Raw genomic sequence first — 13,905 nt, 5'->3', positions numbered from 1 at the left:
AAAACGTGACGTCCGCCAGCCGCTACACCTATCTCGGCCCGGAGGGCACGTTCACCGAGGCCGCCCTGCGCACCCTCCCGGAGGCCGCCACCCGCGAACTGGTGCCGATGGTCTCCGTCCCGGCCGCCCTCGACGCCGTCCGGGGCGGCGAAGCGGCGGCCGCGCTCGTACCGATCGAGAACTCGGTCGAGGGCGGCGTCACCGCGACGCTGGACGAACTCGCCACCGGCAAACCGCTGATGATCTACCGCGAGGTGCTGCTGCCCATCGCCTTCGCCCTCTTGGTGCGCCCCGGCACGGCGTTGACGGACATCAAGACGGTGACCGGGCACCCGGTCGCCCAGCCGCAGGTGCGCAACTGGCTGGCGGCGCAACTGCCGCACGCGGTGTGGGAGTCGTCGGCGTCGAACGCGGACGGGGCGCGGCTGGTGCGCGAGGGCCGCTACGACGCCGCGTTCGCCGGGGAGTTCGCGGCGGCGACCTACGGTCTCCAGCCGCTGGTCACCGACATTCACGACGCGCGGAACGCGGAAACGCGCTTCGTTCTGGCCGGCCGCCCCGCGCGGCCCGCGGCGCGCACGGGCGCGGACCGCACCTCGTTGGTGGTGTGGCTCGGCGACGATCACCCGGGCGCCTTGCTGGAGTTGCTGCAGGAGTTCGCGGTGCGCGGGGTGAACCTGATGCGCATCGAGTCGCGGCCGACGGGTGAGGGGATGGGGCGTTACTGCTTCTCCGTGGACTGTGAGGGGCACATCGCCGACCGCCGGGTGGGCGAGGCCCTGATGGGGCTGAAGCGGACGTGCCCGAAGGTGCGCTTCCTGGGCTCGTACCCGCGTGCGGGTGATGGCCCGGACGGACGCACGGGCGACGGTGTGGGCCCGCTGTTGCGGCCGGGGACGACGGACGCCGACTTCGTGGCGGCGGCGGACTGGCTGGCGCGCTGCCAGGACGGGCGGGCCTGAGGCAGGTCACCGGGGGTCCGCCGGGTTACCCACAAAGTTATCCACAGGCCGTTCTCGACCTGGGGATAAGTCGACAGGAAGAGGCGCCTAGGGGCGCCACAAAACGGTCAAAGTCGATAAATCGCTGAGATCGTCAACCTGGTCGTCCACAGCCGGGCCTCCGACTCCCCCTCAGCGGGGGTCAACCGAAAACCATCGAACAGCCCTTTAGGGTCCGCCAATCCCACCCTAAAGGGTGGCGGTGCGATGTTTGCCGAGAGAAACCCCGGTAAATAGCGGCGTAAACGGAAGACTTGATTCCGACATCCACAGATGAGAGGCGCACCCTGTGGACAAAGAAGCGGAAGATCCGACTCCTGTGGACAACAGACGTCCCCAACGTGCGTTTTCCCCAAGGAATACCGGCGCGGGACGGCGGCGGGAGACGGGGCTGCGACGGCCGTCCGGAGCGCCCGGATACCCTTCGCTCGTCCCTTTTCAGGGAATTCCGGCGATCTTCACGGAACGGCTTCCGCCGCTTTTTCCCTAAGCCCCATAATTGGGCAAATCGCCGCGAAGAGGAATATCACGTCGAGGGACCGCAGCCCGCAACGGTAGCCTGGAGGGGTGATTGACCTTCGCCTGCTCCGTGAGGACCCCGACCGTGTGCGCGCGTCCCAGCGCGCCCGTGGAGAGGACGTCGACGTCGTCGACGCACTGCTCTCCGCCGACGAGCGGCGCAGGTCTTCCAGCGTCCGCTTCGACGAGCTGCGTTCCGAGCAGAAGGCGCTCGGCAAGCTCATCCCCAAGGCCACCGGCGACGAGAAGGCCGGGTTGCTGAAGAAGGCCGGCGAGCTGTCCGCCGCCGTCAAGGCCGCCGATGCCGAGCAGGACGAGGCCGCCGCCGAGGCGCAGCGCCTGCTGCTGCAAATCGGCAACCTCGTCCACCCGGACGTGCCGCGCGGCGGCGAGGACGACTTCGTCGTCCTGGAGACCGTCGGCACCCCCCGCGACTTCGCGGGCGAGGGCTTCGAGCCCAAGGACCACCTCGAGCTCGGCCAGGCGCTCGGCGCGATCGACGTCGAGCGCGGCGCCAAGGTCTCCGGATCGCGCTTCTACTACCTGACCGGCGTCGGCGCGCTGCTGGAGCTCGCCCTCGTCAACGCCGCCATCGCCCAGGCCACCGCCGCGGGCTTCACGCCGATCCTCACCCCCGCGCTGGTCAAGCCGCGCGCCATGGAGGGCACCGGCTTCCTCGGCCAGGCCGCGCAGGACGTCTACCACCTGGAGAAGGACGACTTCTACCTGGTGGGCACCTCCGAGGTGCCGCTCGCCGCGTACCACATGGACGAGATCGTCGAGGCGGACCAGCTGCCGCTGCGCTACGCGGGCTTCTCCCCGTGCTTCCGCCGCGAGGCCGGTACGTACGGCAAGGACACCCGCGGCATCTTCCGCGTCCACCAGTTCGACAAGGTCGAGATGTTCTCGTACATCGCGCCGGAGGACGCCGAGGCGGAGCACGCGCGCCTGCTGGAGTGGGAGAAGCAGTGGCTGACGAGCCTGGAGCTGCCCTACCAGGTGATCGACGTCGCCACCGGTGACCTCGGCTCGTCCGCGTCCCGCAAGTTCGACTGCGAGGCGTGGATCCCCACCCAGGGCAAGTACCGCGAGCTGACCTCCACCTCGAACTGCAACGAGTTCCAGTCCCGCCGGCTGTCCATCCGGATGCGCGACGGCAAGAACGTCCGCCCGCTGGCGACGCTCAACGGCACGCTGTGCGCCGTGCCGCGCACGATCGTGGCGCTGCTGGAGAACCACCAGCAGGCCGACGGCTCCGTCCGGGTCCCGGAGGTCCTCCGGCCGTACCTGGGCGGCCGCGAGGTGCTGGAGCCCGTCACCAAGTGAGTCCGAGTTCAGCTCCCTACCGGCTGATCGCCACCGACCTCGACGGCACGCTGCTGCGCTCCGACGACACCGTCTCGGAGCGCACCCGCGCGGCCCTCGCGCGGGCCACGGCGGCGGGTGCGGCGCACATCGTCGTCACCGGACGGGCCGTGGGGTGGACGAAGCCCATCCTCGACGCCCTGGACTACCGGGGTCTCGCGGTGTGCGCGCAGGGCGGGCAGGTCTACCACGCGGGCGAGCACCGGCTGCTGACCTCGGTCACGCTGGACCGGCAGCTTGCCGCGCTGGCCATCGCCAAGATCGAGGCGGAGACCGGACCGCTCTTCCTCGCCGCGAGCCGTGACGGCATGGACGGCGACATCCTGGTCGGCCCCGGCTACCGGATGCAGGAGGGCCCCCTCCCGGCCGTGCCGATCACGGATCCGGCACAGCTGTGGACCGCCCCGCTGAGCAAGGTCTACCTCCAGCACCCCGAGCTGGACGACGACGCGCTGGCCGAGGCGGCCCGGACGGCCGCGGGCGGCTTGGTGGACGTCACGGTGGCGGGCGCGGGCATCATCGAGCTGCTGCCGCTGGGCCTGAGCAAGGCCACCGGCCTGTCGCTGGCGGCCCGCCGGCTGGGCGTGAAGGCCGCCGAGACGATCGCCTTCGGCGACATGCCGAACGACGTGCCGATGTTCCGCTGGGCGGCGCACGGCGTCGCCATGGCCAACGGCCACCCGGAGCTGAAGGCCGTGGCGGACGAAGTCACGGCCTCCCATGAGGACGACGGGATCGCGGTCGTCCTGGAGCGCATTTTCGGCTGAGGGCACTCCACCCCCAGTCCCACGTCGGCAGGCCGCGCGTCAGCGGCCAGCAGGCCAGCCCCAGCGCGAGGGCAACCGCATGCCCGAGGTCCGTGAACGTCCCGCCCGTCAGCATCGGCAGACCGAAGAAGAGCACGGCCGCCGTGAGGTAGATCCAGCGCCAGGGCCGGGGCACGCGGTAGGTGAGCACCCCCACCGCACCGGCGAGCCCGTACGAGACGCCTATGTCGACGACGTGCTTCATCGAGCGGGGCGCCGAATGGCTCTGTATGGCCATCAGGAGCACTTCCTGACTGATCAGCGTGGCGGCGACGTGCGCGATGAGGACGGTGGTGAGCCAGCGCCACGTGCCGAGCCAGCGTTCGACGTTGGCGTGGAAGATCTCGAACAGCACCACGTAGAGCAGGTACGACGAGGGGCTCTGTATCCAGAAGCCGCTGATCAGCAGCGACTGGAGCGGATGCTTGTTGAGCTGGTGGATGTTGCTGCTGGTGCGGTGCAGCAGGAAGGTCTCCATACCCTGGCTGGCGGCAGCCAGCACCAGGCTGTTGATGCCGATGATCAACAGCCAGATGTGGGTACCCGGGGCGGTGCGGACCCAGGCACTTGTCCAGGCGCGGACGGGCGGCCAGCGGTGGGCCGCCGTGCCTGAACCGGCGGCTTTCACCCTTCGACGGTAGCCGGAGAACGCGAGGGACGGGCGGTCGACGAGCGAGTTGTAGGATGACTGGGCAACCGGGCGACTTGCCCGCACGACGCTTCGCGCACCCCGAACAGACCGGAGGACGGATGGCACTGCAGGCAGCGGGACGGCAGTCGCTCGTGGACACCGTCGTGGATCAGCTGCGCGGACAGGTCGCCGCCGGCGAGTGGGCGGTCGGGGAGCGGATTCCGGCCGAGCACGCCCTGGCCGAGCAGCTCCAGGTGGGCCGCAACACGGTCCGCGAGGCCGTACGCGTCCTCGTGCATGCCGGAATGCTGCGTTCCAGGCAGGGCGAGGGCACGTTCGTCGTCTCCACGGCTGACCCGGGCGAGATCATGCGCGGACTGCAGCTCGCCGGTGTGCGCGACGTCCTGGAGCTGCGGATCGCCCTGGAGGCGGAGGCCGCGCGGCTGGCGGCCCTGCGGCACGAGCCGGCGGACCTGGAGCGGATGCGGGCCGCGCTGGACGCCCAGGCGGCCTTCGAGGACCCCGACGGCCAGCCCGACTCCGGCCACCTCGAGCTCTACGCCGACCACGACGTCGAGTTCCACAAGGCCGTCGTGGAGGCCGCGCACAACCCCGCACTGACGGCCACCTACACCTGGTTCAGCAGCTCCGTCCGCGAGGCGCTGGTCACCGCCCTCGGCGACCGCGACATGCCGCGCATCATCCACGGCGACCACCACGCCCTGATGACGGCCATCGCCTCCGGCGACCCCGAGGCAGCCGGACAGGCGGCCCGCACGCTCCTCGAACGCCCCAAGCAGGCCGTCGAATCGCTGCTCGGCGAGAGCTGACGCGCACCACCGCACCACCCACGCACCACCCCAGGAGGCACCCCCATGCCGGAGACGAGGCACGGAATACCACTGACCGACGCGGAGGAGGACCTCGCTCCCTCCCCCGCCGTCGCCGTCGCACGGCGACGCCTGCTCGCCCACCCCGTGTTCGTCATGCTCGGCATCGTCCTGGCCTCGCTCAACATGCGGGCCGCGTTGGCCGGAGTCTCGCCCCTCATGAGCGAGATCAGCGGTCACTTCGGCCTGACCGCCGCCGCGAGCAGCCTGCTGACGACCATTCCCCTGATCTTCATGGGCCTCGGCTCGATCGTCGCGCCCAAGCTCGCCCGGCGCTTCGGCACGGAAGCCGTGCTGTGCGGCGCGCTGTTGTTGCTGTGCGGGGGCATCCTGCTGCGCATCGCACCGCCCATCGTGGCGCTGTTCGCCGGCTGCGCCCTCGTGGGCTCGGCGATCGCGCTGCTCAACGTACTGATGCCCGGACTGGTCAAGCGTGACTACCCGGACCGCGCGGCGAGCATGACCGCCCTGTACTCCACCACGCTGATCCTCGGCGCCACCGGCGCCGCGGCATCCGCGGTGCCCCTGGAGAACGCCCTCGGCAGCTGGCAGGGCTCCCTCGCCTCCTGGGGGCTGCTCGCCGCCGTCGCGGCGCTCCTGTGGCTGCCCCAGGCGTATCTCACCCGCCGCGGCACGGCACACGGCCAGGCGGCCGCCACGCCCCGCGCCGCCGGCCCCGGGCCGAAGCTCACCCGGTCGCCGCTGGCCTGGCAGGTCACGCTGATGATGGGCACCCAGTCGCTGGTCGCCTACGTCTGCATCGCCTGGATGCCCACGATCTTCACCGACCACGGCATGAGCAAGTCCGAGGCCGGGATGGTCTACGCCTTCTACACCCTGGTGCAGATGACCGGCTCGTTCGTGGTGCCCCTGCTCGCCGGACGGATGCGGGACCAGCGGCCGCTGGTGGTCGGCGTCGTGCTGCTGATGGCGGCCGGCGTCACCGGCCTGCTGACCGCCCCCGTGGCGGGCGCCTGGTGGTGGGCGACGCTGATGGGCGTGGCCCAGGGCGGTCTGCTCGGCCTCGCGCTGACCTTCATGGTGCTGCGCACGCGCGACGCGCACACGGCGGCGCGGCTGTCGGGCATGGCCCAGACGTGGGGCTATCTGCTCGCCTCCGTCGGCCCGTTCGCGATCGGCTGGGTGTACGGGCAGACGCACGGCTGGACACTCCCGATCTCGCTGCTCCTCGTCGCCTGCGCGGCTCTGCTCTTCCTCGGGCTGGGTGCGGGGCGCGACCGGAAGGTCTGAACCGCCGGACCGGTGTCCCCTAAAGGCGAGACGCAACAGGCGCCCGGGCACGTACTGCGTGCCCGGGCGCCTGTTGGTGCATCAGTTGCCTTGAAACCCTGCTTCCTTACTCTTCTCCCGCAAGGGTGAGAGTTCGCAGTTTCCGGCCCGCGTACCAGGTGGCGGCCACCGTCACGCCCACCAGCAGCACCAGCCCCTGGGTCAGCCCCACCTCCGAGGTGATGGCCCCCTCGCCGGCGATCTTCTGGGCGAGAGCGAGGGCCCACTGCTGCACGCTGAGGGTGCGGGCGCCCGGGATGAGGTTGCCGAAGAGCGACTCCCATACGAGCGCGTACACCAGGCCCGCCACCACCGCGTGCCGGGTGATCGTGCCCAGCAGCAGGAAGATGGCGCTGTAGGCCACGGAGGCGACGGCGGCCGCGACGGCGTAGGCCACCGCGATCTGCTGGCTGTTGCCGTTGAGCAGGAAGCCCGCCATGAGCGTGGGAAGCGCCGAGAAGGCGGCGGTGACGCCGACCGCCACGACGAGCTTGGTGAAGATGATCGTCGGGCGCTTGACGGGCTTGGCGAGGAGGTAGACGACCGAACCGTCGTCGATCTCCGGGCCGATCGCGCCCGTACCGGCGACCACGCCGATGAGCGGCACCATCGTGGCCAGGGCGAAGCCACCCAGGACATCGGTGGCGGTCTGGTCGTCGGCGCCCGTCAGCATGCGCAGGGCGGCCGAGATGACCAGCAGCAGGGCGGGAAGGGCAAAGAGGATGAACGCCCGGCGGCGGCCGAGGAGCCCCCGGTAGGTAAGCCGGGCGACAGTCGCGTTGTACATGGCTGTTACCGGTCCCTTCAGGCCGCGACGAGGTAGGAGAAGACCGATTCCAGGGACTCGTCCGAGGGCGAGACCGTGAGGAGCCGGATGCCGTGCGCTTGGGCGACGGCGGGCAGCAGCGAGGTGAACCGCCCGAAGTCGACGGCCTGGACGCGCAGGACGCCCTCGTGGACGTCCACTTCGATGCCCGCAGTCGACGGGTCCGCGATCAGTGCGGCGGCGAGCGCACGGTCGTCACTGGAGCGCACGAGATAGCGGTGCGGGCGGTCGGTCATCAGCCGCCGGATCTTGCGGAAGTCGCCCGACGCGGCGTGCCGCCCCGCGACGACCACCTCGATGTGGGCGGCGAGCTGTTCGACCTCCTCCAGGATGTGGGAGGAGAACAGCACGGTGCGGCCCTCGGCGCCCATGGTCCGCAGGAGGTCCATCAACTGCATGCGCTGGCGCGGGTCCATGCCGTTGAAGGGCTCGTCCAGCAGCAGCACCGACGGCTCGTGCACCAGGGCGGAGGCCATCTTCACGCGCTGCCGCATGCCCTTGCTGTACGTGGCGATCTTGCGGTCCTGCGCGTACTCCATCTCCACCGTGGCGAGCGCGTGCTGCGCCTCCTTCGCACCCAGGCCGTGCAGTTCGGCGTTGGCCCGGACGAACTCCGCTCCGGTGAGGAAGTCGTACATCGCCTCCCGCTCGGGGACGATGCCGATATGGCGGTAGATCTGTTCGTTGCGCCAGATCGGCTGCCCGTCGAGGGTGACGCTGCCGGTGGAGGGGGCCAGGAAGCCGCCCATCATGTTGATGAGGGTGGACTTTCCGGCGCCGTTGGGGCCCAGTAGGCCGGTGACGCCGGGGCCGACGGTCATCGAGATGTCGTTGACGGCGACCACGTTGCCGAACCAGCGCGAGACGTTGTCGATGCGGAGCGTTGTCACAGCCCGGCCTTTCGGTAGCGGCTCATCAGCAGCCCGTACGAACCGGCGATCGCGGTGAGGACCACGAGCAGGTAGACCACCCCGCCACCGGCGGAGGGGCCGTGGCCGCCAGGGAAGGCGCTGTGGGCGGAGAGGAACGCCGTCTGCACGCCGTCGATCAGGGTGATCGGGGAGAACAGGCCGAGCCAGCCGATCACGTCGGAGTTGTCGCGGGCGAGCGCGATGCTCTGGACGGTGCTGACCGCGCCGTAGGAGATGGTCAGCACGGCGATCACGGCGGCGACCCCGAAGCCGCGGCGCGGCGTCAGCGCCGCGACCACCAGGCCGAGGCCGGCGAAGAGCAGGGAGAGCAGGGCCACGGACACCAGTCCTTGCGCGAAGCCCTTCGTCTGCTCCACGAAGTCAAGCTTGGCGAGCAGGGCACCCGCGTAGAGGATGACCAGGGGCGTGGCCGTCAGGACGAACAACGCCGACGCCATGGCGGCGAACTTGGCCACCACGTAGTCGACACGCTCGATCGGCCGGGAGAAGTAGAGCGGCACCGTCTTGAACCGCAGGTCCCTGGAGACCGACTGCGGCGCCTGGGCGGCGAGATAGAGGCCGATGACCGCCTGGAGGTAGATCGCGTAACGCGTGTACTCCATGGGCAGCCGGTTCATCTTGGTGGCCACGGCGACCGCCACGATGATCGCGGCGGGCAGGCACATCACGGCGAACAGCGTCATCGGCAGGACCTTGGACTTGGCCGAACGGCCGAGCCCGTAGGCGCCGCGCAGGCTCTGGGAGAAGAGCGAGCGGCGGGCGTAGCCGCGGCCGAGACGGGGGCCGTCGTAGTGGCGGTAGCCGATGTTGTGGATGACGTCCTGGGCGGGCTTGCCGCCGGGGCCTGCGAGGGTCTCAGGCGGCATCGGCGGTGCCCCTTTCATGCGGGCGGCCCGTTTCGACCGGGCGGCCGTGTGCGGCTTCGTGCGAGCCGCCGTCGGTCTGGAAGAGCTCCGCGATGCGGTGGCGACGCTGCTCCATGCGGACCAGGCCGAGGCCCAGCCCGACGACGGCGTCGCGGACGGTGTCGTAGGTGGTGTCGTCGACCACGTCGACGAGCAGCACCCTGCCGGAGGCGGGGGTGCCGTCGGCGGCGCGCCCGGCGGGCTGGGTCGCAAGGCCCGCACCGGCGAGGGCGGCGTGCAGCGCCGCCGTGCCGTCCGGGCACGCGTCGGTGTCCGTGACCTCCACCGCGAGCGAGCCGGTCGCCTGGGTGAACTCGTCGGTCGAGGAGGACCGCAGCAGCTTCCCGCCGTCGATGACGACGACGTGGTCGCAGGTGCGCTCCAGCTCGCCGAGCAGGTGCGAGGTGACCAGGACCGAGATGCCGAAGTCGGTGTGCACCCGGCGGATCAGGCCGAGCATCTCGTCCCGGCCGACCGGGTCCAGGCCGTTCGTCGGCTCGTCCAGCAGCACCAGGCGCGGGTCGTGCACCAGCGCCTGCGCCAGCTTCACACGCTGCTTCATGCCCGTCGAGTAGCCGCCCATGGGGCGGTACCGCTCCTCGTAGAGCCCCACGTGGCGCAGGGTGTCGGCGGTGCGCTCCCGGGCGGCGGTCGGCGGCAGGCCGGACATCCGCGCCATGTGGACGACGAACTCCGTCGCCGAGACGTCGGGCGGCAGGCAGTCGTGCTCGGGCATGTAGCCGACGCGCTCGCGGATCTCGGCGCCCTGCGTGGCGACGTCGAGGCCGAGCACCTCGGCGCGGCCCTCGGTGGCCGGGGAGAGGCCGAGGAGGATCTTGATCAGCGTGGACTTGCCGGCTCCGTTGGCGCCCACCAGACCGGTGACACCCGGAGTGATGTCGAGGGAGAGCCGGTCGAGAGCGGTCACCCTGGGGTACCGCTTGCTGAGGCTTTCGGTAGCGATCACAGTCACCTCTCCGACGGTAGTGGCGCGGACCACAGCGGTCGTCAGACCAGACGGCTGGATGCGCGTAGTCCTCGGGTCTGACACGCCCGTGCGGATGAGACGGGGGGACGAGCCGGGTTTTCCACAGGCCGGACCCGGACCCTTGACGCAGCCTCCGGACATTGTCACAGTCACCAGTGTCAACTTGCGGGCACGGCTTGGGCCTTGGTCGAAGGGGTGGGCATGGCGTCTGGCGTGACGGACGAGGCGGAGCTGCGCGGCTTCCGGGTGGTGCAGCAGCTGGCGTACGAGTGCGCCGAAGCGGTCGCCGCCCAGCTCGGGCCGGGGGTGACCGAGCGCGAGGCGGCACGGATGCAGCGGGAGTGGCTGCGCCGGCGCGGGGTGCGAGATTGGTTCCACCTCCCCTTCGCCTGGTTCGGCGACCGCACGGCGTTCACGGGGTTCCGGGTGCCGTTGCAGTTCTTCCCCACGGACCGGCGGCTGGAGCCGGGCATGCCCTTCGTCCTGGACATGGCGCCGGTGCACAGGGGCTTCACCGCCGACATCGGCTATACGGGCGCGCTGGGGCCCAATCCGCTGCTGGAGAGACTGCTCGCCGATCTGGAGGCCCATCGCGATCTGGTGCTGCGCGAGGTCCGCAAGCGCCGTCCGCTGCGGGAGATCTACGAGGACGTGGAGCGCCTCATGGTCCGCCAGGGTTACGTCAACCGGCACCGGGCCTACCCCTTCGGGGTGATCGCCCACAAGGTGCACCGGGTCAAGGAGCGCCGCCTGGCGCCGCAGCTGTTCGGCTTCGGCACCCAGGCGCTCAAGGGGCTGGCGTCCGATGCCCTGCACGGCCACCGGGAGGGCTGGTCGCCGCTGTGGAGCCCCTACCGCTTCTCCGACCACCCGCCCCGGCCGGGCCTGTGGGCCGTCGAGCCCCACCTGGGCTTCCGCGGCACGGGAGCGAAGTTCGAGGAGCTCTTGGTGGTCACCGACTCCCGGGATCCCGAGGAGAGTGCCTTCTGGCTCGACGACGATCTGCCGCATGTGCGGCGCTGGCGGGAAGAGAGGGCGGCCGTATGAGCAGCAGGGGCTTGGAGGGCGCCCGGGAGCGCCGGGTGCGTACGGACGGGGTGGAGCTGTGCGTCGCGGAGCTGGGCGACGCGGCGAATCCCACGGTGGTGCTGCTGCACGGCTATCCCGACAGCAAGGAGGTCTGGTCGGAGGTCGCCGAGCGGCTGCGGGACAGGTTCCACGTCGTGCTGTACGACGTGCGGGGCCACGGCCGGTCCACGGCGCCCGAGCCGCTGCGCGGCGGGTTCACGCTGGAGAAGCTGACGGACGACTTCCTGGCGGTCGCGGACGCGGTGAGCCCGGACGCACCAGTGCACCTGGTGGGGCACGACTGGGGTTCGGTGCAGGGCTGGGAGTTCGTCACGGTGGGGCGCACCCAGAGGCGCATCGCCTCCTTCACCTCCATTTCGGGGCCGTCGCTGGACCACTTCGGGCACTGGATCAAGGAGCGGATGGCCCGGCCCACCCCGCGCCGGGCGGCCCAGCTCCTCGGTCAGGGCGCCAAGTCCTGGTACGTCTACGCCCTCCACACGCCCCGCTTGCCGGAGGCGTTCTGGCGGGGGCCGCTCGCCAAGCAGTGGCCCAAGGTGCTCGCCCGGTCGGAGAAGCTGCCCCCGGGCCGCTACCCCACGAACTCGCTGCCCGAGGACGCCGCGCACGGCGCCTGGCTCTACCGCGACAACGTACGGGCCAGGATGCGCCGCCCGCGCTCCGACGCCTACGCCCATGTGCCCGTCCAGCTGATCACCCCCACCGGCGATGCCTACCTCTCGCAGCGGCTCTACGACGATCTGGACCGGTGGGCGCCGCAGTTGGTGCGGCGGACCCTGCCCGCCAAGCACTGGGTGCCCCGCTCCCGGCCCGACCAGCTGGCGGCGTGGATCACCGAGTTCGTCACGGCACGGCATGAGGGCGGGGAGAGCGGGCCCGCCCGGCTGCCGATGGGGACCGGGCCGTACGCGGAGTGGTTCGCGGGCCGGCTGGTGCTGGTGACGGGCGCGGCCGGCGGCATCGGCCGGGCCACCGCCTTCGCCTTCGCCGAGGCCGGGGCGCGAGTGATCGCCGTCGACCGGGACGCCGACGGCGCGGCGCGCACCGCGGAGCTGGCGCGGCTGGTCGGCGCGCCGGAGGCGTGGAGCGAGTGCTGCGACGTCTCGGACGGGCAGGCGATGGAGCAGCTGGCGGCCAAGGTCGCCGCCGAACGCGGCGTGGTGGACGTGCTGGTCAACAACGCCGGCATCGGCCTTGCGGGCGCCTTCCTCGACACCTCCGTCGAGGACTGGCGCGCGGTCCTCGACGTCAATCTGTGGGGGGTCATCCACGGCTGCCGTACCTTCGGCAGGCAGATGGCCGAGCGCGGGCAGGGCGGCCACATCGTCAACACCGCGTCGGCGGCGGCCTTCCAGCCCTCCAAGTCGCTCTCCGCCTACAGCACGTCCAAGGCGGCGGTGCTGATGCTGAGCGAGTGCCTGCGGGCCGAGCTGGCGTCCCGGGGCATCAAGGTCACGGCGATCTGTCCCGGCATCGTCAACACCGGCATCACCGGCACGGCGCGCTTCGTCGGCGTCCCGGAGGGCGAGCAGCGGCGGCGCCGTCTCAAGGCCGCCCGGCTGTACGGCAAGCGCGGCTACCCGCCGGAGAAGGTCGCCGAGGCCGTCCTGCGGGCCGTGGTGGAGGACCGGGCCGTCGTCCCGGTCACCCCCGAGGCCCACGGGCTGCGTCTGATGTCCCGCTTCACACCCCGGCTGAGGCGCGGCCTCGCCCGGCTCGACCCCCCGCTGTAGCCCCGCACAAGGAGCCTTCACATGAGCCACGACTACCGCATAGCCCCCAGACGTGTCTCGTTCGACTGGCGGACGACCCCGCTGCACTGGATACCGGATGAGCCCACGGCCACCCATGTCATCAACGTCCTGCACCTGCTGCTTCCCGCCGGGGAGCGGTGGTTCGTCAAGGTCTTCAAAGAGGCCCTGCCCCTCGTGCGGGACGAGGAACTGCTCCGTGACGTCAAGGGGTTCATGGGCCAGGAGGCCACCCACAGCCTGCAGCACTCCTATGTGCTCGACCACCTCGCGGCCCAAGGGCTGGACACGGGCCCCTACCTCCGGCAGGTCGACTTCCTCTTCGACGTCCTGCTCGGCGAGAAGCCGCCGTTCGGCCTGCGCCTGTCGCCCGAGGAGTGGCTGCGCTTCCGGCTGTCGGTGATCGCCGCGGTGGAACAGTTCACCGCCGTGCTGGGCAACTGGGTGCTCGACGCGGACGGGCTCGACGCGGCCGGGCCGGACCCGGTCATGCTGGACCTGCTGCGCTGGCACGGCGCGGAGGAGGTCGAGCACCGCGCGGTGGCCTTCGACATGTACGAGCACTGCGGCGGCGAGGACCCCGCGCGCTACGCCCGGCGGCTGCTGGGCATGGCGATCACCGCACCGGTGCTCGCTTATCTGTGGCGGTCGGGCACGATCCACCTGCTGCGCAACGACCCACGGCTGGCCGGCCGGCTGCGCTATTCGATGCGCGAGCACAACCGGGCCATAGGCAAGGGGCTGCTGCCCAGCTGGCGCGAGCTGGGCGGGGCCGTGCCCCGCTACTTCCGGCGGTCGTACCATCCCTCGAAGGAGGGGTCGCTGCGCAGAGCCGTGGACTATCTGGCGACCTCACCCGCGGCACGGTCCGCGGCGGGCGCGATTGGCCGCGCGGCCCTTTCGTAAGGAGCG

General features: G+C 71.0%; 13 protein-coding genes. 8 read left to right on the top strand and 5 right to left on the bottom strand.

Annotation, left to right across the window (positions count from 1 at the left end; translation table 11 throughout):
• Nucleotides 1–5: 5 nt before the first annotated feature.
• The 3 genes from pheA (at nucleotide 6) to FHS39_RS15710 (ending at nucleotide 3,652) form a co-directional block, all read left to right on the top strand.
• Nucleotides 6–962, top strand: coding sequence for a prephenate dehydratase (gene pheA, locus FHS39_RS15720; RefSeq protein ID WP_184349967.1), 957 nt, complete (start codon nucleotides 6–8; stop codon nucleotides 960–962).
• A 606-nt stretch (nucleotides 963–1,568) separates the two neighbouring features.
• Nucleotides 1,569–2,846, top strand: a complete 1,278-nt coding sequence (serS, locus tag FHS39_RS15715) for a serine--tRNA ligase (protein WP_184349966.1) — start codon at nucleotides 1,569–1,571, stop codon at nucleotides 2,844–2,846.
• Entirely contained in the window at nucleotides 2,843–3,652 is an 810-nt protein-coding gene (locus FHS39_RS15710) for a Cof-type HAD-IIB family hydrolase (protein WP_184349965.1), read from the top strand. The genes serS and FHS39_RS15710 overlap by 4 nt, the downstream gene beginning before the upstream one ends.
• Here FHS39_RS15710 and FHS39_RS15705 read toward each other — a convergent pair.
• The gene (locus FHS39_RS15705; protein ID WP_343069595.1) at nucleotides 3,594–4,319 is read right to left on the bottom strand and encodes a rhomboid-like protein; all 726 of its coding nucleotides are present in this window, start codon (nucleotides 4,317–4,319) and stop codon (nucleotides 3,594–3,596) included. The two genes, FHS39_RS15710 and FHS39_RS15705, sit on opposite strands and share 59 nt — an antisense overlap.
• Nucleotides 4,320–4,441: 122 nt before the next feature.
• On the opposite strand from FHS39_RS15705, the gene FHS39_RS15700 reads away from it, so the two are divergent.
• Together FHS39_RS15700 and FHS39_RS15695 are read left to right on the top strand one after the other, a co-directional pair.
• Nucleotides 4,442–5,152, top strand: a complete 711-nt coding sequence (locus FHS39_RS15700; protein ID WP_184349964.1) for a FadR/GntR family transcriptional regulator — start codon at nucleotides 4,442–4,444, stop codon at nucleotides 5,150–5,152.
• A 45-nt stretch (nucleotides 5,153–5,197) separates the two neighbouring features.
• Nucleotides 5,198–6,463 carry a CynX/NimT family MFS transporter gene (locus tag FHS39_RS15695; RefSeq protein WP_184349963.1) on the top strand — a complete coding sequence of 422 codons (1,266 nt, stop codon included), beginning with the start codon at nucleotides 5,198–5,200 and terminating at the stop codon, nucleotides 6,461–6,463.
• Between the two features lie 106 nt (nucleotides 6,464–6,569).
• Here FHS39_RS15695 and FHS39_RS15690 read toward each other — a convergent pair whose 3' ends face one another.
• Genes FHS39_RS15690 through FHS39_RS15675 form a run of 4 tightly spaced genes read right to left on the bottom strand, consistent with a single transcriptional unit; the run spans nucleotide 6,570 to nucleotide 10,165 of the window.
• Nucleotides 6,570–7,289, bottom strand: a complete 720-nt coding sequence (locus FHS39_RS15690) for an ABC transporter permease subunit (RefSeq protein WP_184349962.1) — start codon at nucleotides 7,287–7,289, stop codon at nucleotides 6,570–6,572.
• A gap of 17 nt (nucleotides 7,290–7,306) precedes the next feature.
• Complete coding sequence (locus tag FHS39_RS15685; protein ID WP_184349961.1) at nucleotides 7,307–8,218, bottom strand: ATP-binding cassette domain-containing protein; 912 nt, start codon at nucleotides 8,216–8,218, stop codon at nucleotides 7,307–7,309.
• A complete protein-coding gene (locus tag FHS39_RS15680) occupies nucleotides 8,215–9,126 on the bottom strand; it encodes an ABC transporter permease subunit (protein WP_184349960.1) in 912 nt (303 codons plus the stop codon). The genes FHS39_RS15685 and FHS39_RS15680 overlap by 4 nt, the downstream gene beginning before the upstream one ends.
• Nucleotides 9,116–10,165, bottom strand: coding sequence for an ABC transporter ATP-binding protein (locus FHS39_RS15675; RefSeq protein WP_343069594.1), 1,050 nt, complete (start codon nucleotides 10,163–10,165; stop codon nucleotides 9,116–9,118). The genes FHS39_RS15680 and FHS39_RS15675 overlap by 11 nt, the downstream gene beginning before the upstream one ends.
• Nucleotides 10,166–10,354: 189 nt before the next feature.
• Here FHS39_RS15675 and FHS39_RS15670 point away from each other — a divergent pair, with 189 nt between their 5' ends.
• From FHS39_RS15670 to FHS39_RS15660, 3 genes are read left to right on the top strand one after another with little or no spacing between them, the layout of a single operon-like run.
• Nucleotides 10,355–11,200, top strand: a complete 846-nt coding sequence (locus FHS39_RS15670; protein WP_184349959.1) for a M24 family metallopeptidase — start codon at nucleotides 10,355–10,357, stop codon at nucleotides 11,198–11,200.
• On the top strand, nucleotides 11,197–12,975 hold the full coding sequence (locus FHS39_RS15665; RefSeq protein WP_184349958.1) for an SDR family oxidoreductase: 1,779 nt from the start codon (nucleotides 11,197–11,199) through the stop codon (nucleotides 12,973–12,975). The genes FHS39_RS15670 and FHS39_RS15665 overlap by 4 nt, the downstream gene beginning before the upstream one ends.
• A gap of 21 nt (nucleotides 12,976–12,996) precedes the next feature.
• Nucleotides 12,997–13,899: a metal-dependent hydrolase gene (locus FHS39_RS15660; protein WP_184349957.1), complete on the top strand. Its 903-nt coding sequence runs from the start codon at nucleotides 12,997–12,999 to the stop codon at nucleotides 13,897–13,899.
• Nucleotides 13,900–13,905: the final 6 nt, after the last annotated feature.

It is taken from the genome of Streptomyces olivoverticillatus (assembly GCF_014203555.1).
Lineage (GTDB): Bacteria > Actinomycetota > Actinomycetes > Streptomycetales > Streptomycetaceae > Streptomyces > Streptomyces olivoverticillatus.
This window is presented reverse-complemented; position numbering and strand designations above follow the sequence as displayed.

What these genes read in the sequence shown, in the direction of transcription:
- FHS39_RS15695 (WP_184349963.1), top strand. Translation starts at nt 5,198, where the DNA reads ATGCCGGAGACGAGGCACGGAATACCACTGACCGACGCGGAGGAGGAC.
- FHS39_RS15665 (WP_184349958.1), top strand. Translation starts at nt 11,197, where the DNA reads ATGAGCAGCAGGGGCTTGGAGGGCGCCCGGGAGCGCCGGGTGCGTACG.
- FHS39_RS15660 (WP_184349957.1), top strand. Translation starts at nt 12,997, where the DNA reads ATGAGCCACGACTACCGCATAGCCCCCAGACGTGTCTCGTTCGACTGG.
- FHS39_RS15670 (WP_184349959.1), top strand. Translation starts at nt 10,355, where the DNA reads ATGGCGTCTGGCGTGACGGACGAGGCGGAGCTGCGCGGCTTCCGGGTG.
- FHS39_RS15690 (WP_184349962.1), bottom strand. Translation starts at nt 7,289, where the DNA reads ATGTACAACGCGACTGTCGCCCGGCTTACCTACCGGGGGCTCCTCGGC.
- FHS39_RS15680 (WP_184349960.1), bottom strand. Translation starts at nt 9,126, where the DNA reads ATGCCGCCTGAGACCCTCGCAGGCCCCGGCGGCAAGCCCGCCCAGGAC.
- FHS39_RS15700 (WP_184349964.1), top strand. Translation starts at nt 4,442, where the DNA reads ATGGCACTGCAGGCAGCGGGACGGCAGTCGCTCGTGGACACCGTCGTG.